Origin of the sequence: Ralstonia pickettii (genome assembly GCF_016466415.2) — a bacterium.
GTDB classification, from domain to species: Bacteria; Pseudomonadota; Gammaproteobacteria; order Burkholderiales; family Burkholderiaceae; genus Ralstonia; species Ralstonia pickettii.
In genome coordinates this window covers 2,402,096-2,424,551 of sequence record NZ_CP066771.1, presented here as the reverse complement: position 1 = coordinate 2,424,551, position 22,456 = coordinate 2,402,096, and the positions used below count along the sequence as shown (strand labels likewise).

Annotated in this window: 22 protein-coding genes; 6 read left to right on the top strand and 16 right to left on the bottom strand. The window is 65.3% G+C overall.

Annotation, left to right across the window (positions count from 1 at the left end; all coding sequences use genetic code 11):
* Positions 1 to 51: 51 nt before the first annotated feature.
* The 5 genes from RP6297_RS11440 to RP6297_RS11420 all read right to left on the bottom strand — a co-directional run bounded on the left by RP6297_RS11440 (position 52) and on the right by RP6297_RS11420 (position 4,792).
* A complete protein-coding gene (locus RP6297_RS11440; RefSeq protein ID WP_009241353.1) occupies positions 52 to 495 on the bottom strand; it encodes a hypothetical protein in 444 nt (147 codons plus the stop codon).
* Positions 496 to 662: 167 nt separating this feature from the next.
* Complete coding sequence (locus RP6297_RS11435; RefSeq protein ID WP_009241352.1) at positions 663 to 1,430, bottom strand: sulfite exporter TauE/SafE family protein; 768 nt, start codon at positions 1,428 to 1,430, stop codon at positions 663 to 665.
* 65 nt (positions 1,431 to 1,495) lie between these two features.
* Positions 1,496 to 3,052: an ABC transporter permease/substrate-binding protein gene (locus RP6297_RS11430; protein WP_009241351.1), complete on the bottom strand. Its 1,557-nt coding sequence runs from the start codon at positions 3,050 to 3,052 to the stop codon at positions 1,496 to 1,498.
* On the bottom strand, positions 3,034 to 4,242 hold the full coding sequence (locus tag RP6297_RS11425) for an HD-GYP domain-containing protein (protein ID WP_009241350.1): 1,209 nt from the start codon (positions 4,240 to 4,242) through the stop codon (positions 3,034 to 3,036). The genes RP6297_RS11430 and RP6297_RS11425 overlap by 19 nt, the downstream gene beginning before the upstream one ends.
* A gap of 277 nt (positions 4,243 to 4,519) precedes the next feature.
* Positions 4,520 to 4,792, bottom strand: a complete 273-nt coding sequence (locus tag RP6297_RS11420) for a hypothetical protein (protein WP_009241349.1) — start codon at positions 4,790 to 4,792, stop codon at positions 4,520 to 4,522.
* Positions 4,793 to 5,200: 408 nt separating this feature from the next.
* Between RP6297_RS11420 and RP6297_RS11415 the strand changes: the two genes are divergently transcribed.
* Positions 5,201 to 6,007, top strand: coding sequence for a hypothetical protein (locus RP6297_RS11415; RefSeq protein WP_009241348.1), 807 nt, complete (start codon positions 5,201 to 5,203; stop codon positions 6,005 to 6,007).
* Between the two features lie 193 nt (positions 6,008 to 6,200).
* On the opposite strand, the gene RP6297_RS11410 is transcribed toward RP6297_RS11415, so the two are convergent.
* Together RP6297_RS11410 and RP6297_RS11405 are read right to left on the bottom strand one after the other, a co-directional pair.
* Positions 6,201 to 7,016 (bottom strand): transporter substrate-binding domain-containing protein, encoded by an 816-nt coding sequence (locus RP6297_RS11410; RefSeq protein ID WP_009241346.1) that lies wholly within the window; start codon positions 7,014 to 7,016, stop codon positions 6,201 to 6,203.
* 75 nt (positions 7,017 to 7,091) lie between these two features.
* Positions 7,092 to 8,504 carry a M20 family metallopeptidase gene (locus RP6297_RS11405; RefSeq protein WP_009241345.1) on the bottom strand — a complete coding sequence of 471 codons (1,413 nt, stop codon included), beginning with the start codon at positions 8,502 to 8,504 and terminating at the stop codon, positions 7,092 to 7,094.
* Positions 8,505 to 8,738: 234 nt separating this feature from the next.
* Here RP6297_RS11405 and RP6297_RS11400 point away from each other — a divergent pair, with 234 nt between their 5' ends.
* A complete protein-coding gene (locus RP6297_RS11400) occupies positions 8,739 to 9,014 on the top strand; it encodes a hypothetical protein (RefSeq protein ID WP_009277411.1) in 276 nt (91 codons plus the stop codon).
* Positions 9,015 to 9,042: 28 nt separating this feature from the next.
* Here RP6297_RS11400 and RP6297_RS11395 read toward each other — a convergent pair whose 3' ends face one another.
* The 4 genes from RP6297_RS11395 to RP6297_RS11380 all read right to left on the bottom strand — a co-directional run bounded on the left by RP6297_RS11395 (position 9,043) and on the right by RP6297_RS11380 (position 13,882).
* Positions 9,043 to 10,353 (bottom strand): HipA N-terminal domain-containing protein, encoded by a 1,311-nt coding sequence (locus RP6297_RS11395; protein WP_009241344.1) that lies wholly within the window; start codon positions 10,351 to 10,353, stop codon positions 9,043 to 9,045.
* A gap of 500 nt (positions 10,354 to 10,853) precedes the next feature.
* Entirely contained in the window at positions 10,854 to 11,786 is a 933-nt protein-coding gene (locus tag RP6297_RS11390) for a DMT family transporter (RefSeq protein WP_009277412.1), read from the bottom strand.
* A 58-nt stretch (positions 11,787 to 11,844) separates the two neighbouring features.
* Positions 11,845 to 12,393, bottom strand: coding sequence for a methylated-DNA--[protein]-cysteine S-methyltransferase (locus RP6297_RS11385; RefSeq protein ID WP_009277413.1), 549 nt, complete (start codon positions 12,391 to 12,393; stop codon positions 11,845 to 11,847).
* A gap of 13 nt (positions 12,394 to 12,406) precedes the next feature.
* Positions 12,407 to 13,882 (bottom strand): DNA-3-methyladenine glycosylase 2 family protein, encoded by a 1,476-nt coding sequence (locus tag RP6297_RS11380; RefSeq protein WP_009241341.1) that lies wholly within the window; start codon positions 13,880 to 13,882, stop codon positions 12,407 to 12,409.
* Between the two features lie 137 nt (positions 13,883 to 14,019).
* Here RP6297_RS11380 and RP6297_RS11375 point away from each other — a divergent pair, with 137 nt between their 5' ends.
* Entirely contained in the window at positions 14,020 to 14,766 is a 747-nt protein-coding gene (locus RP6297_RS11375) for an SDR family oxidoreductase (protein ID WP_009241340.1), read from the top strand.
* A gap of 8 nt (positions 14,767 to 14,774) precedes the next feature.
* Here RP6297_RS11375 and ypfJ read toward each other — a convergent pair whose 3' ends face one another.
* Complete coding sequence (gene ypfJ / locus RP6297_RS11370; protein ID WP_009241339.1) at positions 14,775 to 15,659, bottom strand: KPN_02809 family neutral zinc metallopeptidase; 885 nt, start codon at positions 15,657 to 15,659, stop codon at positions 14,775 to 14,777.
* Positions 15,660 to 15,974: 315 nt separating this feature from the next.
* Between ypfJ and RP6297_RS11365 the strand changes: the two genes are divergently transcribed.
* The gene (locus RP6297_RS11365; protein ID WP_009241338.1) at positions 15,975 to 16,565 is read left to right on the top strand and encodes a hypothetical protein; all 591 of its coding nucleotides are present in this window, start codon (positions 15,975 to 15,977) and stop codon (positions 16,563 to 16,565) included.
* A gap of 16 nt (positions 16,566 to 16,581) precedes the next feature.
* Here RP6297_RS11365 and dapA read toward each other — a convergent pair whose 3' ends face one another.
* From dapA to RP6297_RS11345, 4 genes are all read right to left on the bottom strand, one after another.
* On the bottom strand, positions 16,582 to 17,466 hold the full coding sequence (dapA, locus tag RP6297_RS11360) for a 4-hydroxy-tetrahydrodipicolinate synthase (protein ID WP_009241337.1): 885 nt from the start codon (positions 17,464 to 17,466) through the stop codon (positions 16,582 to 16,584).
* Positions 17,467 to 17,474: 8 nt separating this feature from the next.
* On the bottom strand, positions 17,475 to 17,822 hold the full coding sequence (locus tag RP6297_RS11355) for a hypothetical protein (RefSeq protein ID WP_009241336.1): 348 nt from the start codon (positions 17,820 to 17,822) through the stop codon (positions 17,475 to 17,477).
* 129 nt (positions 17,823 to 17,951) lie between these two features.
* Positions 17,952 to 19,268, bottom strand: a complete 1,317-nt coding sequence (locus tag RP6297_RS11350) for an MFS transporter (RefSeq protein ID WP_009241335.1) — start codon at positions 19,266 to 19,268, stop codon at positions 17,952 to 17,954.
* 102 nt (positions 19,269 to 19,370) lie between these two features.
* Positions 19,371 to 20,999 carry a gamma-glutamyltransferase family protein gene (locus RP6297_RS11345; protein ID WP_009241334.1) on the bottom strand — a complete coding sequence of 543 codons (1,629 nt, stop codon included), beginning with the start codon at positions 20,997 to 20,999 and terminating at the stop codon, positions 19,371 to 19,373.
* A 123-nt stretch (positions 21,000 to 21,122) separates the two neighbouring features.
* On the opposite strand from RP6297_RS11345, the gene RP6297_RS11340 reads away from it, so the two are divergent.
* Complete coding sequence (locus RP6297_RS11340; protein ID WP_009241333.1) at positions 21,123 to 22,007, top strand: LysR family transcriptional regulator; 885 nt, start codon at positions 21,123 to 21,125, stop codon at positions 22,005 to 22,007.
* A 34-nt stretch (positions 22,008 to 22,041) separates the two neighbouring features.
* Positions 22,042 to 22,452, top strand: coding sequence for a DoxX family protein (locus tag RP6297_RS11335; RefSeq protein ID WP_009241332.1), 411 nt, complete (start codon positions 22,042 to 22,044; stop codon positions 22,450 to 22,452).
* Positions 22,453 to 22,456 lie beyond the last annotated feature (4 nt).

Below are 22,456 nucleotides of genomic sequence, written 5' to 3'. Positions count from 1 at the left end.
GCAATGAAAAGCCGACGCGCCAACGTCGGCTTTTTCATGGGCAGGGTGCGTTTATTGACCGCTGCTGCCGGTGTCAGAGCGACGCTCGCGGCAGACCCGTTGGGCTTCCCCCACCAGCGAGTCGCACTGGTTGGCGCGACGCGACCAGAATGCGCGGTCCGACGATGACTCCGCCGCCGACGTGCCCTTGCCGTGGCGGTGCGTGACGTGCTTGTCGACCCACTTGTCGGTCTTCACGTGCGCGCGGTGGACTTTCTGCTTGAGCGTGCCGGGCGTGGCTTCCGGCTGTGCGCCGGTCGCGGTGTTGTGATAGCCGGGGTTGGCAGCGGCATCGGCATTGCGCTGTACCTGGGTGCGCGGGCCCTCCATCGGGCTGTCGACGCCCGTCACTGCGCTGTGATCCTTCTGCTGGGCCTGCGCGGGCGCCGCGCCGATCCACGCACAGGCGGCCACAGCGATCGCCGCGGCCAGACTCGACATCTTGCGTGCTTGCATGCTCGTTCTCCTTGTTGTGAAACAGGGTCGACTTCAGGGCACGCATGCCGCGTGCCACGAGGTGCATCCCGAACGTCACAATAGGGAAGCGTCAACCCGGCGGACAGTCGGCGCAGACTGAACCGCCTGTCGGACAAACGCTGTCAAGCCGCCAGCGGACGCTGCATTCAAGCGCGCATGAACAGCCAGACCGTCAGGATGATCCCGACGATGACCACGAAGCCGCGCAGCACTTTTTCCGGCAGCCGGTGCAGCAGCCACGCACCGGCGAATCCGCCTGCGATGCCCCCGATGCCCAGCGCCACCACGGCCGCCCAGTTGACCTGCGGGGAGAACGCAAACACTGCCACGGCCGATGCATTCATCGTCATGGCGAGCACGTTCTTGGTCGCGCCCGCCATGCGCACCTGCTGGCCGGCCACCGTGAGCGCGGCGAGCATCAGGAAGCCGATTCCGCCGCCGAAGTAGCCGCCGTAAATGGCAATCGCAAATTGGGCGGTTGCGAGCGCGGTGGTCGACATGCCCGATGCCGCATGCAGCGGTTTGCGGCGGAAGCTGCCCCACGCAAACACGCTGGTTGCAAACAGCACGAGATACGGCACCAGTTTGGCGAAGAACGAAGGTGGGGTCGCCAGCAGCAACAGCGCGCCGAGCACGCCGCCCACCAGACTGATGACAATGAGCTGCCGCAGCGAAAGGTGATGCTCGCCGGCATCGACGCCGCCGGCCAGTTTTCGCCCCGCGATCGACGAGGTGATCTGGCTGGGGAACAGCGCGATCGTCGAGGTCATGTTGGCGCCGAGCGGGTTGAGCCCGGCCAGCAGCAATGCGGGGAACGTGATGAACGATCCGCCGCCCGCGAGGGCATTCTGGGCGCCGGCATAAACGCCGGCCGCCGCGATGAGCAGGGCGGTTGAAAACGGAAGCGTAGTCATAAGCGGGGGCGGGCAAGGCGGCTGGAATGTCCGCGATGGTAATGGAACGCCCGCGCGCGTGCTCGTCAGCGGAGCGGGGTGTCGCTGCGTCGTCGGCGCAGCCACCATTCGGCCATCTCGAACGCGGCCTGCACGAGCAGCGCCAGCCCTGCGGCAGGAATGGCGCCGGCAAGCAGCGTTGCGCTGTCGTTGAGGGCGAGCCCCGTGGCGATGCGCTCGCCATAGCCGCCGGCGCCGATGAACGCGGCGATAGTCGCGGTCCCCACACTGATGACCGCGGCGGTTTTGACGCCAGCCAGGATGACCGGCAGCGCCAGCGGAAGATCGACAACGCGCGTGCGTTGCGAGGGCGTGAACCCCAGCGCCAACGCGGCATCGCGCAAGCCGTCTGGCACCTGTTCCAGCCCGACGATCGTGTTGCGCACGATGGGCAGCAGCGCATAGACCGCCAGCGCAATCAGCGCCGGCACCACGCCAATCGACCCAACGATCGGGATGAGCATCGCCAGCAAGGCGAGCGACGGAATCGTCTGCAACACGCCCACGACGGCAAGGATTGGCTGCTTGATGCGGCGACGCGCTGCCATGAGGCCCAGCGGCACGCCGAGCAGCACGGCAACGCCGGTCGAGATGCCCACCAGCATCAGATGACGCTGCGTGAGCCGCCCCAGGCCGTCCGTCAGCCGGCCGAAGAACGCGCGAGCCGGTGTCGCGGCCAGCGCGTTGCCATGCCCGGCGAGAAACTGCTGCGCAGCTTGCGAGAACGACTGGCCTTCGAGTTCGACCGCCGCGTTCATCGCCACCATGTCGTCGCGCCCGATGCGCCCGGTCAGCGCGCTGATCGCCTGCCATTGCGCCGGATGCCGCTGCGCAACGTCGGCGCGGTAAAGCAGTACAGCGTCGTAGCGCGGGAAGACGTGCGCGGGGTCGTCGAGCACCCGCAGGTGTTCGCGGCGGATCTTCGCGTCGGTGGAGTAGATGTCGATCACGTCGACCTGGCTGGCGCGCAGCGCGTCATAGGCAACGCCGTGGTCGAGGCCTGTCGGGCGTTGCGGCAGCTTGTAGCGTTGGACGATCGCCGGCCAGCCGTCGGCGCGGCCGAGAAATTCGTGCGACAGGCCAAGCCGCAGCGACGGATGTGTGGCCAGGTCGGCCAGCGTGCGGATGTGCTCCCGCTCGGCATCGGCGTCACGCATGGCCAGCGCATAGGTGTCTTCAAAGCCGAGCGGCACGCCGGCCCCCAGGCCCATCGGCGCCAGGCCGCGGTTGACGTCGGCCAGCAGCGCGGCTTGATTGGGATTGGCCGCTTGCTCGGCGGGCAGGTGCAGGATTTCAGCGGCGATGGTGCCGAGGTAATCCGGATAGACGTCGATGCTGCCGTTCTTGAGCGCGGCAAAGACGATGGCGGTGTTGCCCAGGCCGGGTACGTGTTCGGCGGGGCCACGCGGGGTTGCGGTCTGCGTGAGGATTTCGCCCAACACGTACGACTCCGTGAAGCGCTTGGAGCCGATGCGCAGAGGGGGCTCGGCAATGGCCGATGTGCTGCACGCCAGCCAGCCCAGCGCAAGACATGCCAGCAGGCGCCGGAGAAAGGGATGACGGATCAGTCGCCGTGTATCCAAAGTTCGTTGAGGTCGGTCAGGCCCCAGTCGCGGGGTTCTTCTCGGGAAACGATCTGGTCGCCAGTCTGCGCCAGATCGATGAGTTCGGGCGCAACCCGCGTGCCCGACGATATCGAGAAGAATACCTTGACCGTGGGCGTGAGCAAGGCGCCCGGTGCATGTTGCATGACCACCGCCAGCCGGCCCGAGCGTAGCCGGACGAGCGAACCCACCGGATAGATGCCCACGCTCTTGACGAAGGCGTTGAACACCATCGGGTCGAAATGGTTGCCGCGCCATTCGACCATGCGCTGCACCGCGTAGGCGGCTTCCCACGCTTTCTTGTACGGGCGGTCGGACGTGACCGCGTCATACACGTCGCAGATGGCGCCCATGCGCGCGAACAGCGAGATGCCTTCGCCAGCCAGCTTGTGCGGATAGCCGGTGCCGTCCATGCGCTCGTGGTGGTGCAGGCAGACGTCGAGCGCGATGTCGCGCATGCTGCTGTCGCCCGTCAGGATGTCGTGGCCCGCCTGCGGGTGGACGATCACGTGGCGGAATTCAGCGTCGGTCAGTGCACCGGGCTTGTTCAACACCTCGGGCGGAATCGCGATCTTGCCGATGTCATGCAACAGGCCGGCGAGGCCCGCATCGCGGACTTCGTCATCCGACAGCCCTAGCTGACGGCCAAGCGACACCATGAGCGCGCACACGGCTACCGAATGCAGGAACGTGTAGCGATCTTTCGCTTTCAGGCGCACCAGGCTGGTCAGCGCGCTCGGGTGGCGGTCGACGGAGCCTGAAATGGCTTCCACCAATGGCAGTGCATCGCGCGCTTCGATCGTGCGGCCCATGCGAGCATCGGCAAACATAGCCTGGACGGCGACCTCCGCCTTACTGATGAGGCGAGCGGCACGGCGCATTTCTTCCGCATGCGTGATGGGGCGGGGCGCAATGTGGGCGTCGGCGGAGCAGGCCGGTGGCACCGGCATTTCGGGGGCCGGAGGTGCCGCGTTGGCGGCGGCCACGTCGGTGCCGCGCGTGGTGTCGATCCACACCTCGCGCACGCCGCTGGCACGCAGGCGTTGCAATTGGGCGGCATCTTCCACGCGAAAACGGGCCCGCCAGAACGGGTGTTCCAGCCAGGAGCCGACGAATTCGTCGAGGTACATGCCCACCCGCAGGTGTTCGATAGCGATGCGCTTGCGCATGTTGATGTTCAGAGATCGGGCCGTGGCGGGGAGGGCACGTTTTTGCGCAACGGGTCCAAGTAAAGGCGTCCCGCCAACGAATGCATTCTCTTCTATCGGACAGGCGGCCGCAGCCTTGAGGGGGAAAAGTCCGGGCTCGCCAAGTGAGGTCTGCGGGTGTAGGCGAAAAAAAAGCGGCCGGAAAGGCCGCCTCAGTAAGCCGGTGCCGGTGCCAACGCGGGCTCCGGCATCGGGGAGGGAGAGAGATACAGGGTGATACGGTCAGCCGATCGACGACTTATTGGCCGTCGGTGAACGGGTCAGCCTTGCCGACCAGGGCGCCATCGGTGTACGGATCGGCCTTGCGCAGCGCGCCATCCGTGTACGGGTCAGCCTTGCGCACGGCGCCGTCGGTGTAGACGTCTGCCTTGCGGGCGCCATCCGTATACGGGTCAGCCTTCGTCACGGCCTGGCCGTTGGTGTACGGGTCCTTGTTTTGCACGCCGGCAGCGAAGGCCGGAATTGCGGCAACAGCGATCAGCGAGGCGAGAATCAGGTTCTTGGTCTTCATGATGGACTCCACAACAGGGGGGTGAGCATTGCCGCAGGGCAGTTTTCGCTGCGGTGCGGTAACGCGATGGCATAAGCTTAGTCGTTGCTCGAACAGTAAAAAAGCAGTTCTATTAAACTCTTTGTTCAAAAATCAAGAACAATTGTGACTGTTCGAGCACCGCAATCTGCACATAAGTCATTGAATTGACACGGGAATATGGCATGCGGGATAACCCTTAATGCGAAGGTCTGACGACGGCGGCGGCAAAAAATTCCTGTCTTCATGTGCGCGGATTGTTGCGTCGCGTTACAGCCTTGGGGATTCCCCTGCCGTCAGCCCCCCTTGCGGCGGCTAAACATTCGGCGTGGATGGTCGTTGATGCAGGTACGGGCGGCGTTTTCCGCCCCTTGCAGCAGGAAGGTCACCATGTCCATCACCACCGCGTCCATCGCCCGTTTTTTGATTGACGGCGTCGCTTATCAGGCGAGGCTGTTTGCCATGCCGTTCCACGTGCCGGAAAACGGCCGTGTGCGCGCGCATGCGATCGGGCGTCCGGACATGCCGTTCAGCGGTGTGCACGTGCTGGCTGGGTGGCTGAAAGAGCGCGTGTTGCCCGAGGGCGTGGGCTTGGTGATGGCCGATCGCCTGTTCTCGCACGGCGCGGTGGAGCAGTGGTCGGGCGCCGACGGTGCACGCGCGGCCAAAGTGCTGTCGCAAGTGGCGCTGGGCAGCAAGAGCAGCCACCGCCTGTGGCGCAACACAGTGGCGGGTGGTTTCCGCGACGAGACCGCGTTCTTCCTGGGTGCCGCCTTTGTGCAGACCGATACGGCTGTCGACGACATCCGCCTGCTGGGTGACCTGATTCCGGCGGCAGAATGGTCCAGCGTGGCCGATGCCGCTTCGACGATGATGGGGCTGCACCTGTATCGCCCCGACGAGCCCGAAACGCTGGTCAACTGTGCGCTACTCGCGCCGTCCTGGACGGAGGCCGCCGTAGAGCGCGCCGACGGCTACCGTGCGCTGACGCTGCTGCATTCCTTTACCGAAGACGACGAGGTCATCCACGTCGACATTGAACTGCTGCCGCCGGGCCAGGTCGTGCTGCAAGTCGAGTCATGCTCGACGCGCTTTTCTGCGCGCTTCGACCCGGCGCTCCTGGGGCGTGACATGACCGACGCACTGCTGCGCGATGCGCTGGCTCTGCAACACGGCGATCGGACCAGTCTTCACTGAGCTTGCCAGCTTCGCCAGCATGGCGGCCAGGACCCGTCCGCTGACCGCCACGGCGGTGTATGTGAGGACCGCGCCGGTCTGGTCCGGCACGGTCTGGCCCCACGGCGCGCAGCTGAATGGCGTGTGCCTCGGCTGCTGATGGGCGGTGCGGCGAGGGCGCCATACCGCACGCGCATAGCGCTGCTCAGGCCGCTTACTTGGCCGGTGTACTCCACGGATACGCCAGCCATGCATCAAAGCGCTTGGCGAATTCACCGCTCTCGGTCGTCTGCCGCAGCCATTGGTCGACGAAGTTCTTGAACACGACGTCGCGGGGCAGGAGGTAGGCCTTCTCCGAAAAATCGAATGGCGCTTCCGGGTGCACGGCACACAGCTCCGGGTGCAGCTTCTGCTGCAGCTTGGTTTCGACCGCGTCAGTCATCATCAGGTCTGCGCGGCCGGCGACGATCTCGTTGAAGATGGTCACGTTGTCCGGATACACGCGAATCTGCGCCTGCTTCAGATGTTCGCGCGCGAATTTCTCGTTGGTGCCGCCCGGGTTGACCACGGCACGCACGTTCGGCTGATCGATCTGCGCCAGCGTCTGATATTTCGACTGGTTCTCGCAACGCGTGATCGGCGTCTTGCCGTCGCGTTGATACGGAATCGAATAGAACGCCTTCTTCTGCCGCTCCAGCGTGACCGACACCCCGCTCATGGCGATGTCGTAGCGGTCAGCCGCAAAGTCCTGCATCAGCGTCGACCACGTGGTTGGAACGATTTCCAGCTTCACGCCGAGTGCCTTGGCCAGACGTTCCCCCATCTCGACATCCAGGCCGATAAAGCGGCCATCGGCAGGATTCTTGTAAGTGAACGGCTTGTAGTCGCCGGTGGTGCCGACGCGGAGCGTACCGCGCGCGATGATTTCGTCGAGACGGTTGGTGGCTGGCGCGGTTTGCGACAGGGCGGGAGCCGCGGCACAGGCGCACAGCAGCAGGGCGCTGCTGGTGCGGATGAAACGGTGGAACATGGAAACCCCTCCTGAAAAATCAAAAAGGCGCGGCCGCCCGGAGACCAGGCGGGCCGCGCCCATCTCAACGCCGGCTTACTGGCCCGACGCCTTGTTCCATTGCAGTGCATTGAGCACTGCCAGCGACATCGCCGTCACGCCCGTCTTGATGGACGGTTCGGGCACCGGTGCGAACAGCGGAGAATGATTGGTCGGCAGCGGCTTGGCGCCCGGCTTGAGCGAGGCGAAGAATGTCTGCGGATCGTTCACGCCGATGAAGAAGAACATCGACGGGATGCCCGCGTCAACAAACGCCGAGAAATCTTCGCTGGCCGTGATGGGCGGCACGCGCAGTACGCGGTCGTTGCCGAAGGCGGTTTTGAACATCGCCTCGGTGCGCGCGACCACGGTCGGGTCGTTGTTGACCGCCTTGCCGCCTTCGGTGATCTTGATATCGGCGTCCGGCGCGCCCGACATCTCGGTGACGGCCTTGGCCGTGCGCCGGATACCGTCGAGCATCTTCTGGCGCACCGCCGGCTTGTACGAACGGATCGTCCCGCGCAGCAGCACGCTGTCCGGGATGATGTTCTCAGCGCTGCCGCCCTGGATGGCTCCGATGCTCACCACGCCAAATTCCTGCGGATCCTTCTCGCGGCTGATCACGCTTTGCAGGTCGACCACGAAGCGCGCCGCCATCATCACCGGGTCAATGGTCTTGTCAGGCGCGGAGCCGTGCCCGCCACGACCTTTGAACGTAATTTCCAACCCGTCCGAGTTGGAGGTGACCGGGCCGCTGTTGAAGACGATCGAACCGTACGGCCCCGGGCCCGTGTGCAGCGCAAACGCATAGTCGGGCTTGGGGAAGCGCTTGAAGAAGCCGTCGTCGATCATGCTCTGTGCGCCCGATACGGTTTCTTCGGCAGGCTGTGCGACGAACACGAGCGTCCCGTGCCAGCGATCCTTGAGCGACACCAGCGTCTTCGCCGTGCCCACCCACGACGCCATGTGCAGGTCGTGCCCGCAGCTATGCGCGACGCCCACGTCTTCGCCGCGCCATTTCGTGTGGATGTGGCTCGCGTAGGGCAGGCCGGTTTTCTCTTCCATCGGCAGCGCATCGAGTTCGGTGCGCACCAGGATCGTCGGGCCGGCCCCGTTGCGATAGACCGCCACCACGCCGGTCTTGCCGACATGCTCCGTCACGTCAAAGCCGATCTTGCGCATCTGCTCGGCCAGCTTGGCAGCGGTGCGCGTTTCCTGAAACGCCAGTTCCGGGTGCGCGTGGATGTCTTTGTAGAGCAGGTCGAGCTGCCCATATTCGGCATTGACCGCCGCGTCCACCGCAGGCTTGATCTGCGCCACGTCGATCCCGCCCGCCGCGGGCGCAGCCTGTGCTGGCGCGGACGATGCACCGCCGGGGCTGAACGGAATCTGTGCGAATGCCGGCAAGGCAGCACCGGCCAGCAACCAGGCGAGCGCAGTACGTTTCAAACGGATGGGTGGCGTGATCATGTTGTCTCCTGTCGTTGTGGTGGCGCCAACAAAGTCGTTGCTTGGTCAATTGATTCGATTATGCAACGTGATTCAGAGCATGTGCACCCGGGGGCATCCCCAAGTCAGTCCTTGCGGGTCAGACGGCAAACGGAAACGCGCGCTCAGGGATGAGCGTCACGCTTGGCACTCGATAGGCGCTTTCCTAGACTGGGTCAGGTGTGCTGTTTCAGTGAATCGAACATCGAAACGCGGATGAATCCGACGACGTCCTGTCTACAGCTAGCGTTTCGCGATGCCCCGCCCGGGGAGACGGCGATTCGTGCGGCGCTGGAAGCCGCGCAGCGGGTGCTTGAACGCAGTGGTGTGTCGCCGCGCGAAGCGTTCGCGGCCTACCAAGCCTTCGCCAGCGGGGCGGGGAGCCCCGACACGCTCGCGCTGACGTTCGCCCGAGCGGAAGCCGAGGCCATGGATACATTGGCCGCGCACGGCTACACCCGCTACGGTTCGGTCAGCCTGGCTGCGCTCTAAGCGCCTGCGGTGGCCGCGCGTTTGCGTTTCAGACTTCTGCTGTCTTTCCGCCCAGCCGCCGTGCCGTCTCGGACACATGGCGATGGATGCGCGCGAGGAAGTCGATCTCCGCTGCGCGCGTCGGTGAATGTCCCAACGCCTGCGAGAGATGTGTCGCCACGAATGACGACTGCGGCGCCAGCATGCTGATCAGACGCAGCAGCTCGCGGCGCGCCTGGCTGGCGTCGTAGCCGAGGTGATCGGCCAGGGCGAGCAGCGCGTCTTGGTCGATGGCCTCATAGCGGGCTTGCGCGTCCGGCGAGAGTTCATCGGCATTCCATTCGTTGGCGTAGACCGCCGCACAGAACAGGTGATCGTGCGCCGCCAGGCGGATGCCGTCCGCACCGATGTGGAAATGCAGCGTGCCAGCCGAGGCGTTGCGTCCGCCGATCAACAGGCAAAACACCATCCAACGGAACAGCGCGGCCGTCGCGGAAGCCGGGTCCGCGCACAGACTGGCGCATTGCGCGACCTGCTCGACGGTGATCGGCAGGAAGCGATACTTGGGCGAGAGCCCCAGCAACTGCACCGCCGAGACGACATAGCGGGCCTGCACCAGCGCGGTGTCGTCGCTCTTGCAGCGCAAGGTGCGATCGAGGCGTTGCACCACGGCGGCGGTTTCCGGAAACTGACGCAGGCCGATGAACGGCGTGTCCAGCCCGATGCTGCGGCCCAACAGCGTGGCCCAGCAGTGATTGATGGTCGCGTACGGAAGGTGCGCGCCTTCACCAAAGTCCAACCGCACAAAATGGCTCGACTGCGCGGCATTGGCAGGCGCGGAAAACCGGCCCAGCCACATCGACACGGGCAGACCATTCGAGGCCAGGAAAGGGAGGCTGATTTCTTCCGCAGCTTCTGCGGTATCGGTGCCGTAGCGTGCGCGAGGTTCCGCCGCGCGCAGCGGCGTGCTGCGGGGCGGGCGCCCAACGGTTTGCTGGAACTGCAGCACCAGATCGCGTTCGGACAGCCCGTCGGCGCGGCCGCTGCATGGCTTGAGGCCGCTGGGCACCAGGGCCAGCGGGCCATCCAGATGCGGCGCTGCTTGTGCGAGATGTTCCAGCGCCGCGGCCGCCGCCTTGGGCGTGCTGCGCGCCGCTTCCGGCAGCAGGTATTCAAAGAAGTGGCGTACCGGCTGGGCTTTTGCCGTGTCGGCGATCATGCCGGCGTCGCGCGGCAGGTGCGGGCTCAGATCGAAGCCCTGCGAAGAAGTCTGCCAGCGTGCATCGTATTCGAACGCCCAACCGCTGCGGCCGCACGATAGCTGACCGATCAGATGCTTGTTCAGGTAGACGTCCAGCATGCGCGTATCCAACGTATTTGATGGAGCGTGCGTAGTCGGCTGTGCAGCGGAGAACCCGCCGGCAATCGGGAATTTGACGGTTTTGCAGTCAATGCGCCATTCCCTTGCACGCCCCTCATCGACCGAGGGCGAGCATAACAAAGAAAATCTTCGCATCGCGCGGAGATATCCGATTTCGATGATGCAATTTTCTCAAATCGGATTATCGGATTGCTAAGATCGAGTGCGCATTGGTCGATGTTTCAGGCATCTACTTCAGTTTTTCAGATTTTTTAATACTCGCTGCGGAGTCAATGCCCAGGCCATTGAATAAATTTCAGAGCGATGGCGGTGGCGTGGCATTCATTACAAATGGCGGAATTAAGTCCGTCGCAATGCGCGCGGGGGAGAGAAGAAATAACGGCATTGCCCATGAATTTAGCCGAGCAATTAAGCGTCGGCTCCAAGTGGACTTTGAACAAGCTATTGCGCCCCGGACAGCCGGTGCGCTCATTGGCCATTCAGCGGCCCGAACGCAAGAGCGAATCTTTATCGCTTGCTGGGGTGGTGCCATTTGCAGCTGCTTTTTTGCCGGGTGCGAACACGCCGGTCGACAGCGACGTCCCCAGCAGGATCACGGCGCAGCCAATCACCATGTTCAACGTCAGTTGCTCGCCCAGGAACAGGATGCCCCACAGCACACCGAATACCGGGATCAGGAAAGTGACCGACACCGCGCGCGTCGGGCCCACATGCGCAACAAGGCGGAAGAAGAGGATGTAGGCGACGCCCGTGCATGCAATACCCAGGGCGATGACGTGCAGCCACACGCCGCCGGTGGGCGTTTGCGCCGGCCACAGCCAGTAGGCCAGCGGTGCAAGCACGATGGTGGCGGCCACTTGGCTGCCGGTCGCCACGGCCAGCGGCGGTACGCCGGTCAGGAAACGCTTGGTGTAGCTGCTCGCCACGCCGTACAGCACGGTGGCCGACAGCGCTGCAGCCACCGCCACGCCGCCCTGCTTTGCGTCGATGACAGACGACCCGCCCACCAGCACGATCACGCCGACAAAGCCGATCGCCAATCCCAGCACGCGCAGCGAGGACATCCGCTCACCTAGCCAAGTGAAGGCGACGATGGCGGCAAACAGCGGGGCCGCGGCGTTGAGCACCGAGGTGAACCCCGCCGTGAGTGTCAGTTCGGCATAGGCGAACAGGCAGAACGGGATGGCCGAATTCAGCACGCCCACCGCCAGCAGATGCGGCCAGTGCGTGCGCAGTGCGCCCATGCCGCCGCGCAAGGCCAGCGTCGGAACGAGGAAGCACGAGGCAATGGCCACCCGCAACGCGATCAATGCAACCGGTCCGAAGGGCGGCGCGGCAACGCGCATGAACAGGAAAGAGCCGCCCCACAGGGCAGCGAGGGTGAGGAGTTCAAGCACATCGGAGCGGCGCATGGGGGTCTCGTTATCGTTGTTGGGATGTTGTGCGCGCATTGTCCGCGCGATTGGGTTTTTATGCAGGCAGCAACGCCAGCAAGCCTTGCCGGCCGTCGCCGGGCATGGGCAGGCGTTCGCCAACCTGCGCGGGGTGCCCTTCCATCCGCAGCAGCGCGGCCTTGCGGGGCAACCCGCCGGCATAGCCTGTGAGCGCGCCGTCCGCGCCGACCACGCGGTGGCACGGGATGGCAATCGAGATCGGGTTGCGGCCCACGGCGGTGCCGACCGCGCGCGCATGCTCGCGGGAAAGTCCGAGGTGCGCGGTGATCTGGCCGTAGGTGGTGCGATTGCCGAATGCGATGTCGCACAGCAGGTGCCAGACGTCTTGCTGGAACGGCGTGCCCTCAGGCGCCATCGGCAGAGCGAAGTCGTGCAGCTTGCCGGCAAAGTACGCCGTGAACTGTGCCTGCGCCTCGCGGATGATCGGGATGTCCGCGCCCGGCGACATCCGCGCGACGCTCATTGGAATCGTTTTCTGGCCGGGAAAGAATGCGCCGGTCAGGTGAGTCTCGGTGGCGGTCAAGAGCAGATCGCCGAGCGGGCACGCAAAGATATGGCGGTACATGGCGGTCGATTCTTCAATGCGATACAGGTTGGGGGAGCGCAACCTCGCGGTGCCAGAGATGCATGGCGGCATACGCGCGCCACGGCGCCCAGGGCTCGGCACGCTCGATCATGGCGCGGCGCCCGGGCAACGTACCGTCGGCGTCTGCAAGGCGTTTGCGCAAGACGTAGTCGCCCAGCGGAAACGCGTTCGGCCAGCTCAGCGCCCGCATGGCAACGTATTGCGCAGTCCATTCGCCCACACCGGGCAGCGCTTGCAGGGCAGCCAGCGTAGGGGCGAGCGGCACCAGGGGTTCGAGCCGCAGCCTGCCGCAGTCGATGGCGCGGGCAAGTTCGACGACGGCGGCAGCGCGGCTGGCCTGCAGACCGGTCTGCGCGGACAGCGCCTGCGCGTCGATGTTCGCCAGTGCAGCCGCGCTCGGGAACGCCGCCAACAGCCCTTCGCGCGATTGCTGCAATGGCACGCCATACGCGGCAGTCATGCGCGAAAGAATGCGCCGCGCCTGCGCCAACGAAATGACCTGCCCGGCGATGGCGCGCACGGCAATCTCGAAGCCGTCCACGGCGCCCGGCACGCGCAGGCCGGGCGTCTCGGCAGCCAGCGTGCCGAGGTGCGCGTCGACCAGATCGGGCCGGCAATCGAGGTCAAACAGCCGCCGCGCGCGTGCCAGCACCGGCGGCATGGCGTGCAGCAGGCTGGGCGACAAAGTGAGCGCCACTGCGTGGCGTTGCGGCACATTGCGCGCGTGCAGCCAGCCGATGTGCCGCATGCCGCCGTAGTCGACGGCAATTGTGCGGGCGTAGCTGTCAGCGTCGACCACCTCGACGCCATCGACTGCACGTGCCTGCAGAAACGCAAGCAATGCGTCCCACGCAAACGGCGGCCGGTAGCCGAGCATGAGCGTGGGGCCGTCTTCGGCGCGGGGCGCCGTCGTGCGCGAACGCAGGCGCGTAGGAGCAAAGCCGTAATGCTCGCTAAAGCCGCTGTTCAGCCGTCGGACGCTCCCGAAACCGGCTGCAAAGGCAACATCGCCGACGGGCATGGCGGTATCGGTCAGCAGCCGTTTGGCGAGCAGCAGACGCTGGGTTTGCGCATATTCGATGGGCGAGACGTCGAACTCGGCGCGGAAGATGCGGCGCAGGTGGCGGTCGGTCACGCCCACGGCTGCGGCCAGTGCGGCCAGGTCGTGCTCTTGCAGAAAGCCCTCGTCGATCATGCGGGCGGCGGCCCGTGCAAGGTTGGACGACATTTCCGCCAGGCTGTGGCCCGGTGCCAGTTCCGGCCTGCAGCGCAGGCACGGCCGAAAACCCGCGCGCTCGGCGGCGGCGGCCGTGGTGAAGAAGCGGCAGTTCTTCTCCAGCGGCGTGCGGACCGCGCAAACCGGGCGGCAATATACGCCGGTGGATGTCACACCGACGAAGAACCAGCCGTCGAAGCGGCGATCGCGCGACTGCACGGCGTGGTAGCAGGCGTTGTGGTCGAGATGCATGGTGGTGATCGGGGAAGCCGGCAGCTAGTCTAGCCCTGTCGAGTCGCAGGAGTTCGCCGGATTCGGACACATCCCTCGATGCCAAAACATCGGCATCTCGGCACAATTGCGAACACAACAACACATCGGGAGACGGCATGTCCAAGACCATCGTCATTACCGGCGGGAGCCGGGGTATCGGTCGCGCCACGGCGGTGCTGTGTGCGCAACGCGGGTGGTCTGTCGCGCTGCAATATCGGGGCAATCGGCAGGCGGCGGAAGAGACGGTGGGGCTCATCGAGCAGGCCGGCGGCCATGCGCTGGCGGTGCAGGGCGATGTGTCGAGCGACGAGGATGTGATTGCCCTGTTCGAAGCGGCGGCCGGACGCTTTGGCGCGCTGCACGGCGTGGTCAACAACGCCGGCATCGTCGCCGAGGCCCAGGACGTGGCCGACATGACAACCCACCGGCTGCGCACGATGTTCGAGACCAACGTGCTGGGCGCCTTTCTGGTGGCGCGCGAGGCGGCGCGACGCCTGTCGACGTCGCGCGGCGGCGTGGGCGGTTCAGTGGTGAACGTGTCGTCGGCAGCGTCGCGGCTGGGATCGCCGCACGAATATGTCGACTACGCCGCCTCCAAGGGCGCCGTCGACACCATGACGCTGGGATTGGCGCGTGAACTCGGGCGCGATGGCGTGCGCGTCAACGCGGTCCGTCCTGGTTTGATCGAGACCGATATCCACGCCTCAGGCGGCCAGCCCGATCGCGCTCAGCGCCTGGGCAGCGCCACGCCGATCGGCCGCCCCGGCACGCCGCAGGAAGTGGCCGAGACCATTGTCTGGCTGCTCTCCGATGGGGCGTCTTACGTGACCGGCGCGCTGCTGGATTGCGCGGGCGGGCGCTGACTGGGCGATCAGGCGTCGGCCCCGGCGCGGAAGGTGTCGCACTGGCGAATATCGCCGCCGTCGAAGCCCTGGCGGAACCAGTGCATGCGCTGCTCGGACGTGCCGTGCGTGAAGGCGTCGGGCGTGACGCTGCGGCCGGCGTTGCGCTGTAGCGTGTCGTCGCCGATGGCGTGCGCTGCGGTCAGCGCCTGCTCCAGGTCGCCGCGCTCGAGCAGACCGCGTTGCTGCGCAAAGTGGCCCCACACGCCGGCCAGGCAATCGGCCTGCAGCTCCAGCCTGACCGACAGCGCGTTCGCCCCGGCCTGCGATTTGCCGGCCTGCGCACGGCTGACCTTCTCTGACACGCCCAACAGATTCTGCACATGGTGGCCCACCTCGTGCGCGACGACGTACGCGGCGGCAAAGTCGCCGGGCGCGCCGAACTTGCGGCGCAGTTCGTCGAAAAAGCCCAGGTCGAGGTAGACCTTCGTGTCAGCCGGGCAATAGAACGGTCCGACGGCCGAGGTGGCGTCGCCGCAGCCCGAGCGGATGCCCTGGCGGAACAGCACCAGCTTGGGCGGCTGATACGCGCGGCCGGCTTGCTTGAACAGCTGCGTCCACGTGTCTTCGGTGTCGCCGAGCACGTGCGAAACCAATTGCTTGCTGCGATCGTTGTCGGTTTCCCCGGTCGGCCGGGCTGGGCTGTGCGGCGCGGATTGCGTCGGTGCATTCTGCGAAACCTGCATCACCATGCCGAGGATCTCCAGCGGGTTCTTGCCCATCAGCAAGCCCACCACGGCGACGATTGCGATGCCGCCGATGCCCAGCCGCATGCCGCCGCCGCCAAAGCCGCCGCCCGAGGATGCGCGCTCATCCTCCACGTTGTCGCTTTCGCGCATGTCATCCCAACGCACGATGTTCTCCTTAAGGCCGGTGAGGCGAGTAGGCAGGGTCAAGCCGGATGTCACACCCGGTAAACTTTGCAAAGTCTACCTGCTGTGCGTACATACGGGCATGCCGCCGCGCTGCCGAATCGTCTGCGTGCAGCACAGATGCAAGGATCGGCAAGGGCTTGCGGGAATTTGCGGCGCTGCACCAAAGCCGGCAAGAAACTTGCTAACCAAGGCTGCTCATCCCCCGTCCGGCTGTCACACATATGACATGCGGCGGTTCCCGAATAACGATCGGCAGAAGATGACGCTGCCGCTCCATGATGTCGAGTTCTCACCATGCGCTTGCCCGCTTCGATCACTGCTCAACCCCCCGTCGCCACGGAGCCGTCGCATCTGGCCGCTACCCATGTTGATCCGACTGAGGCGTCGGACGTGGAACAGGCTGCAGCCGGGCCCAAGCCGTGGTGGGAACGCGTGTCGGGTGTCGTGTTAGGCGGCGCATTCAGCAGCGTGGCCGCTGCGTTGATTGCCGTGACGGGTGCGATTTACGTGGGGATGTACCACGCGCCCTGGGTGAAGAGCCTCGCCAGCCACACACCGACGGCCGAGCAGGCCGGCGATGCGATGAGCGTGGCCATGGCTACCGGTACCGCCAACGCCGCTGCGCCGGCGTCGACTGCGGCGCCCGCGCCCACGGAAGCAGCCACGCCACCTGCATCACCCGATCGGGTTGCGGCCGCGCGCGACCGGATGGAGCAACGCGTCTACTCGCAAGTGCAGCAGCCCCGCGCCCGCACCGTGGCCGAACGCGAGACGGTGGAGGAAAACGAGGCGCCCGCCCCGGCCAGCCCCCGCCGTCGTCACCGCAGCACGCGCTACATGCACCATAGCGCGCCGTTCAACGCAGCCTGGTACAAGGGCGCCTGATCCGTCCCCCCTGCAGCTAGGCCAGTCGTAACCGGCAATCCGCTTCGACATCTTCCAACGCGCGCATCGCTGCCAGCAGGCGGCGGTGCAGCGACTCCGACACCGGCAGAATCGGCGCGCGCGTGTCAGGGCCGATGCGTCCTTCCGCTGACAACAATGCCTTGACCGGCGCCGGGTTCGGTTCTGCGAACAGCAGCGCAGCCAGCGGTGCCAGTGCGTCAGCCAGCCGTTTGGCCTCGTCGATGCGGCCGGCGCGATGGTGTGCGACCAGCGCCACGAACAATTCCGGCCGCAGATGCGCACCGGCCAGGATGCCTCCCGTGCCGCCATGTGCGAGGCAATCGAGCAGCGCGCTGTCATCGCCGCTCAGCACATCCAGCGGCCCATCCTGCAGCGCGCCGAAATGCCCAGCCACACATTCCTTGATGGCGATGATGTTGGGCTGTTCAGCCAGCGCCAGCGCGGTATCGGGCGCGATCGAGACGCCTGTGCGCTTGGGCACGTTGTAGAGCATCACGGGGCGGGCCGTGCTGGCCGCCACGTGTGCGTAGTGCCAGTGCAATCCCGCTTGCGAAGGGCAGACGTAATACGGCGGGGGCACGAGGTAGCCGGCGCTGTTCCATCGCTCGTAGTGGCGGATCTGCGCGCATACGTCGCGTGTGTCCGTCGCGCCGACGCCGATCAGAAACGGCGTGCGCTCGCCGCAAGCGTCCGCGATGGTTTCCAAAACGGTGTAGCGCTCGATCTGAGAGAGCAGCGCGGCTTCACCGGTCGTGCCCAGCGCCACGAAGCCCGACACACCGGCGCCCTCGTAATGGCGTACCAGTTGCCGCAGTGCGGCGGTGTCGACCTGTCCATGATGGAACGGCGTGACCAGCGGAATCCAGATTCCTGAGAACATGGCACGCCTCAATGCAGCACAGCATGCGCGCGCCTGTGCGACGTGCGCAGCGGCGTAATGCGGCCCAGCGTGGCGCGCGGCAAGCCATGCAGCAGCGCGCCGATTACCGCATCCACATCTGCGTGAGCCAGTTCGAGATCCACGGTGACCGCTTTGCGGCGCGCGTCATGCCGCACGATGTACAGCCCGAGCGCGTCGCCAAGCAATGCGTGCATCTGCCGCCGAACCGCATGCGGTGTGTCACCGGGCACGGTCACGCGCAGACACACGTGCTGTTGTGCCGGCAGAGCAACCTGGCGAGGTACCGCCGCCGGAGAAGGCGGCAACAATTGCGGAACCAGCGAAGACAGGAGCATCGATCGCGCCATGATGGAAGGTGGCGACGGCCCGCGTCGCCATGTCGTTGAACATGACGACACCGTATCGATTCGCTCGTAAAAAGCGTGAAAAAGGGGTGTGACGCTCCGTAAAGAAAGTGTAAATGCTCAGCCAGCGTGCACTTGCCTGCGACGACGCAGCGCGATGATCGTCAGCGAGACGGCGCTCACCGCGGCTGCTGTCAGCACGTAGTAGCTCGGCGCCAGCGTATCGCCCGTGGTGTGGATCAACCACGTGACGATGAACGGCGCGAATCCACCGAACAGCGTTACGCCCAGGCTGTAGCCGAGCGACAGGCCGGTCGAGCGCACGCGCGTAGGAAAAATCTCCGACATCAACGCCGGCATCGGGCCCGAATACGCTGCTTTGAAGATGCCCGACACGGCTTGTAGCGCAAGCAGTGCACCGATGGTCGGATACGCGCGCAACAGTGCAAACATCGGGTAGATCAGCAGGATCATCAGCGCCGATGTGGTAAGCATGATGCGGATGCGGCCAATGCGATCCGACAGAGCACCCATCACCGGCGAGAGCAGGAACTGGAGCCCGCCATTGAGCACGACCACCGCAAATGACTGCGCCGCCGGCAGGTGCAGTTGCTTGACGGCGTACGTGGGCATGTAGAGCTGCAGCACATAGACCGACACCGTCGACTGCGCCACCACGCCCACCGCTAGCAGCAGGTTGGTCCATTGCGCTTTGAATGAAGCCTGCGGGTCGATGGTCGTCTTCTTCTGCTCGGCAACAAACTCGGGCGTCTCGTCCAGATGGCGGCGGATGTAGAAACCGACCGGGCCGACCAGCAGGCCAAAGATGAACGGCAAGCGCCAGCCCCAGCCTTCCAGATCGGCCGGCGAGAGCGATGCCGTGAGCAGCGCGCCGAGCCCCGCCGCCAGAATGGTCGCAATGCCCTGGCTGGCGAATTGCCAGCTGGCGTAGTAACCGCGCCCGCGCGTGCTGTGCTCGATCATGAAGGCCGTCGCGCTGCCGAATTCCCCACCCACCGCAAAGCCCTGCACCAGGCGGGCAAGCAGGATGGTGACGGGAGCGACGATGCCGATCTGCTGATAGCTCGGCATCACGGCAATCGCCAGCGTCCCGATGATCATCAGCAGGATCGACAGCGTCAGTGCGGCCTTGCGCCCCTTCTTGTCGGCGTACATGCCCAGCACGATCGCGCCGACCGGCCGCGTGATGAACGACACGCCAAAGCTGCCCACCGCAAACAGCAGCGAGACCCATTCGTCATCGGCCGGAAAGAACAGCTTGCCAATCACGGATGCAAAGAAGCCGTAGACGAGAAAGTCGTACCACTCGAGCGCGTTGCCGATCGACGACGAAATGACAATGCGGCGCGCGTGGGCTGCACTCGTTGTTGCAGGGCGAGCGGGTGCAGCAGAGCCTGCCGCAGAAGGTGCGGTCATGGTGAGGGTTCCTTTGGTGCCGGCCGGGATCGTTTTTATGGGAACCGCAGCGCGTCGCCCGCCCGGTCCGACGGGTCAGCGCGCTGGTGCAGCGGGGCTTCTTTAGAAGCCTACTGCGTGGCCGTCGCGGCGGCTGTCGCTGGCGGCCACGTAGCCGTGGTCGGCATCGTCCGACAGGCGCCAGATGAACTGGCCAGAGCCGAAATCCATGTACGGATCGGCCACCGATTCGAGCTTGTGCCCGCGTGCTTCCAGCGCGGCGACGGTCTTGCCGTTCATCGTGCCTTCCACGTCCAGCGTGAAATCGCGGTTGACCTTCCAGCGCGGTGCATCGCACGCGGCCTGCGGCTGCTGCTTGTAATCGAGCATGCGCACGAGCGTCTGCAGGTGGCCTTGCGGCTGCATGTCGCCGCCCATCACGCCAAAGCTCATCTGCGGCTGGCCGTCCTTGGTCAGGAACGCCGGGATGATGGTGTGGAATGGCCGCTTGCCGCCTTCCACCACGTTGGCCGAGCGCGCGTCCATCGAAAAACCGAAGCCGCGATTCTGCAGGCTGATGCCGGTGCCCGGCACCACCACGCCCGAGCCGAAGCCCATGTAGTTGGACTGGATGAACGAGACCATCATGCCGTTCTCGTCGGCGGCGGTCAGGTACACCGTGCCGCCGGCGCGCGGCATGCCGAAGGTTGGGATCTGCGCGCGGCCCATGTCGATGAGCTTGGCGCGTGCATCGAGGTACGCGTCGTCGAGCATCTGCTCGGGCGTGACTTCCATCGAGCGCGGGTCGGCCACGTATTGGTACAGATCGGCAAACGCCAGCTTCATCGCTTCAATCTGCAAATGCTGCGAGTCTGCCGAGTCGACGGGCACGGCGCCAAGATCGAAGCGATCCAGAATGCCGAGCGCGATGAGCGCGGCGATGCCCTGGCCGTTCGGCGGGATTTCGTGCACGTCGTAGCCGCGGTAGCGCTTGGTGATCGGCTTGACCCATTCGGGGCGATAGTCGCGCAGATCTTGTGCGGTCATGCCGCCCCCGCATTCGCGCGAATAGGCGGCGATGCGCTCGGCGAGTTCGCCTTCGTAGAAATCACGGCCGTTGGTCTGGCCGAGGCGGCGCAGCGTGGCGGCTGCGTCGGGCAGTTTGAATTTTTCGCCCACTTCCGGCGCGCGGCCGTGCGGCATGAAGGCCTGCGCATAGCCGGGCTGGTTGTGCAGCTCCGGAATGGCCGCCGCCCACTTGTGCGCAACGATGGGCGCGATGGTGTGGCCGCGCTCGGCAATCTCGGCGGCGGGTTCCAGCACATCGGCAAACGGCAGCTTGCCGAAGCGCTCGTGCAACGCAGCCCACGCGGAGATGGCGCCGGGCACGGTCACCGCGTCCCAGCCGCGTGTGGGGCGCTTGGGGTTGCCGTTGGCATCTTCGCCGTATTTCTTGCGGAAGTAATCGAGGTTCCATGCCTGCGGCGCGGTGCCGGAGGCGTTCAGGCCGTGCAGTTCCTTGCCGTCCCAGAGGATTGCGAATGCATCGCTGCCGAGGCCGCACGAGACGGGCTCGACCACGGTGAGCATGGCCGCCGCCGCGATGGCCGCATCGACGGCACTGCCGCCTGCGAGCAGCATGCGCAGCCCCGCCTGTGCGGCCAGCGGGTGGGACGTCGACACAACATTGCGCGCAAACAGCGGAATGCGGACGGTGGGATACGGATTCTGCCAATCGAAGCGGTGGGACATGGGCTTAAGCGTGAATAAACGGGAAGGTCTGACGAACGATTATTTGCGGTGTGCTCGATTTAATAAAGTTAAAATTCATTGGATTCAGCTTAAAAGAAACTTGAGAGTCCACCGGACCCTTCCGTGAGTACCGTCCGCTTTCTCCGCACCTTTGTTGCCGTGGCACGCCACGGCTCGTTTGCCGCCGCCGCCGAGCGCGTAGCGCTGACGCAGGCCGCGGTAAGCCTGCAGATGCGTGCGCTGGAAACCGAACTGCGCCGCGATCTGTTCGACCGGTCCGGACGCACCGTCACGCTCAATGCGCACGGCCGCGCGCTGCTGCCGCAAGCCGAGCATCTGCTGGGCCTGTACGACGCCATGCGCATCGGCGACGAACCCCAGACGGAGTTGTCCGGCGCCGTGGCAATCGGCGCGGTCGTGTCGGTGATGGGGTCGTTGGCACATGCGGTTGCAGGGCTCAAGCAGGTGCACAAAGGGCTGGACGTCAAGCTCATCACCGGCAAATCGGGCGAACTGGCAGAGCAGGTGGAGGCGGGCGAGCTGGATGGCGCGCTGGTGGTCGAGCACCTGGAGCGCCTGCCTGCCAACCTTGCGTGGCACCCGCTCTATACCGAGCCGCTGGTAGTCGTGGCGGGCCGCCATACGCGTGGCCGCGCTGAGGAAGTTTTGCGCACCCATCCCTTCCTGCGCTTCGACCGCGCGGTGCGCACGGGTGCGCTCATCGACCGCGCCCTGCGCAAGACGCACATGGCAGTCAACGAGTTCATCGAGGTCAATTCAATCGAGGCGATTGTCGAGCTGGTGCGCCAGCAAGTGGGGGTGACGCTGGTGCCCCGCCTGCGCCGCGCAAGCTGGGAGAGCGATCCGGCCCTGCGCGTGCTGCCCATGCCGCCGCAAACACCGGTACGCACGGTCGGCATGATCGAGCGGAAAGAGCATGTGCGGCACGGTGTGATTCAGGCGGTACTCGATGCGCTCGAAACCACACTTGGTAAATCCAGCGCCTAGACTTGAAGCACCAAGACCGGCTCCGGAGGCTGCTATGGACGCATTCATTCAACGCTGGCGCGACGAGTTGATCTTGCTCGGTCGCGTGCTGATGATGTTGCTGTTCGTGATTTCCGGCTGGGGCAAGCTGACCGGCTTCCAGGGCACCGTCGGCTACATGGGGACGGTCGGTGCGCCCATGCCCATGGTGGCGGCCGCCATCGCAGTCGTCATGGAATTTGGCGTGGGGATTGCCCTGTTGATCGGCTTCTGGACCCGGCCGCTGGCGCTGTTGATGGCGCTTTTCGTGCTGGGCACTGCGCTGATCGCCCATACGTTCTGGAACGTCGAAGGCGCCATGCAGACCGCCAATATGGTTCAGTTCTACAAGAACCTCAGCATCATGGGCGGGCTACTATTGCTTGCCGTGACGGGGGCCGGGCGGTACGCGTTGCAGAAGTCGTAGTGCG

Bases quoted from the DNA above. Each gene is read 5' to 3' on its own strand.
- dapA (WP_009241337.1), bottom strand. From the start codon at position 17,466: ATGTTCTCAGGAATCTGGATTCCGCTGGTCACGCCGTTCCATCATGGA.
- RP6297_RS11410 (WP_009241346.1), bottom strand. From the start codon at position 7,016: ATGTTCCACCGTTTCATCCGCACCAGCAGCGCCCTGCTGCTGTGCGCC.
- RP6297_RS11385 (WP_009277413.1), bottom strand. From the start codon at position 12,393: ATGTACCGCCATATCTTTGCGTGCCCGCTCGGCGATCTGCTCTTGACC.
- RP6297_RS11365 (WP_009241338.1), top strand. From the start codon at position 15,975: ATGCGCTTGCCCGCTTCGATCACTGCTCAACCCCCCGTCGCCACGGAG.
- RP6297_RS11420 (WP_009241349.1), bottom strand. From the start codon at position 4,792: ATGAAGACCAAGAACCTGATTCTCGCCTCGCTGATCGCTGTTGCCGCA.
- RP6297_RS11425 (WP_009241350.1), bottom strand. From the start codon at position 4,242: ATGCGCAAGCGCATCGCTATCGAACACCTGCGGGTGGGCATGTACCTC.
- RP6297_RS11390 (WP_009277412.1), bottom strand. From the start codon at position 11,786: ATGCGCCGCTCCGATGTGCTTGAACTCCTCACCCTCGCTGCCCTGTGG.
- RP6297_RS11400 (WP_009277411.1), top strand. From the start codon at position 8,739: ATGAATCCGACGACGTCCTGTCTACAGCTAGCGTTTCGCGATGCCCCG.
- RP6297_RS11405 (WP_009241345.1), bottom strand. From the start codon at position 8,504: ATGATCACGCCACCCATCCGTTTGAAACGTACTGCGCTCGCCTGGTTG.
- RP6297_RS11415 (WP_009241348.1), top strand. From the start codon at position 5,201: ATGTCCATCACCACCGCGTCCATCGCCCGTTTTTTGATTGACGGCGTC.
- RP6297_RS11395 (WP_009241344.1), bottom strand. From the start codon at position 10,353: ATGCTGGACGTCTACCTGAACAAGCATCTGATCGGTCAGCTATCGTGC.
- RP6297_RS11440 (WP_009241353.1), bottom strand. From the start codon at position 495: ATGCAAGCACGCAAGATGTCGAGTCTGGCCGCGGCGATCGCTGTGGCC.
- RP6297_RS11355 (WP_009241336.1), bottom strand. From the start codon at position 17,822: ATGCTCCTGTCTTCGCTGGTTCCGCAATTGTTGCCGCCTTCTCCGGCG.
- RP6297_RS11350 (WP_009241335.1), bottom strand. From the start codon at position 19,268: ATGACCGCACCTTCTGCGGCAGGCTCTGCTGCACCCGCTCGCCCTGCA.
- RP6297_RS11345 (WP_009241334.1), bottom strand. From the start codon at position 20,999: ATGTCCCACCGCTTCGATTGGCAGAATCCGTATCCCACCGTCCGCATT.
- RP6297_RS11435 (WP_009241352.1), bottom strand. From the start codon at position 1,430: ATGACTACGCTTCCGTTTTCAACCGCCCTGCTCATCGCGGCGGCCGGC.
- RP6297_RS11380 (WP_009241341.1), bottom strand. From the start codon at position 13,882: ATGCATCTCGACCACAACGCCTGCTACCACGCCGTGCAGTCGCGCGAT.
- RP6297_RS11375 (WP_009241340.1), top strand. From the start codon at position 14,020: ATGTCCAAGACCATCGTCATTACCGGCGGGAGCCGGGGTATCGGTCGC.
- RP6297_RS11335 (WP_009241332.1), top strand. From the start codon at position 22,042: ATGGACGCATTCATTCAACGCTGGCGCGACGAGTTGATCTTGCTCGGT.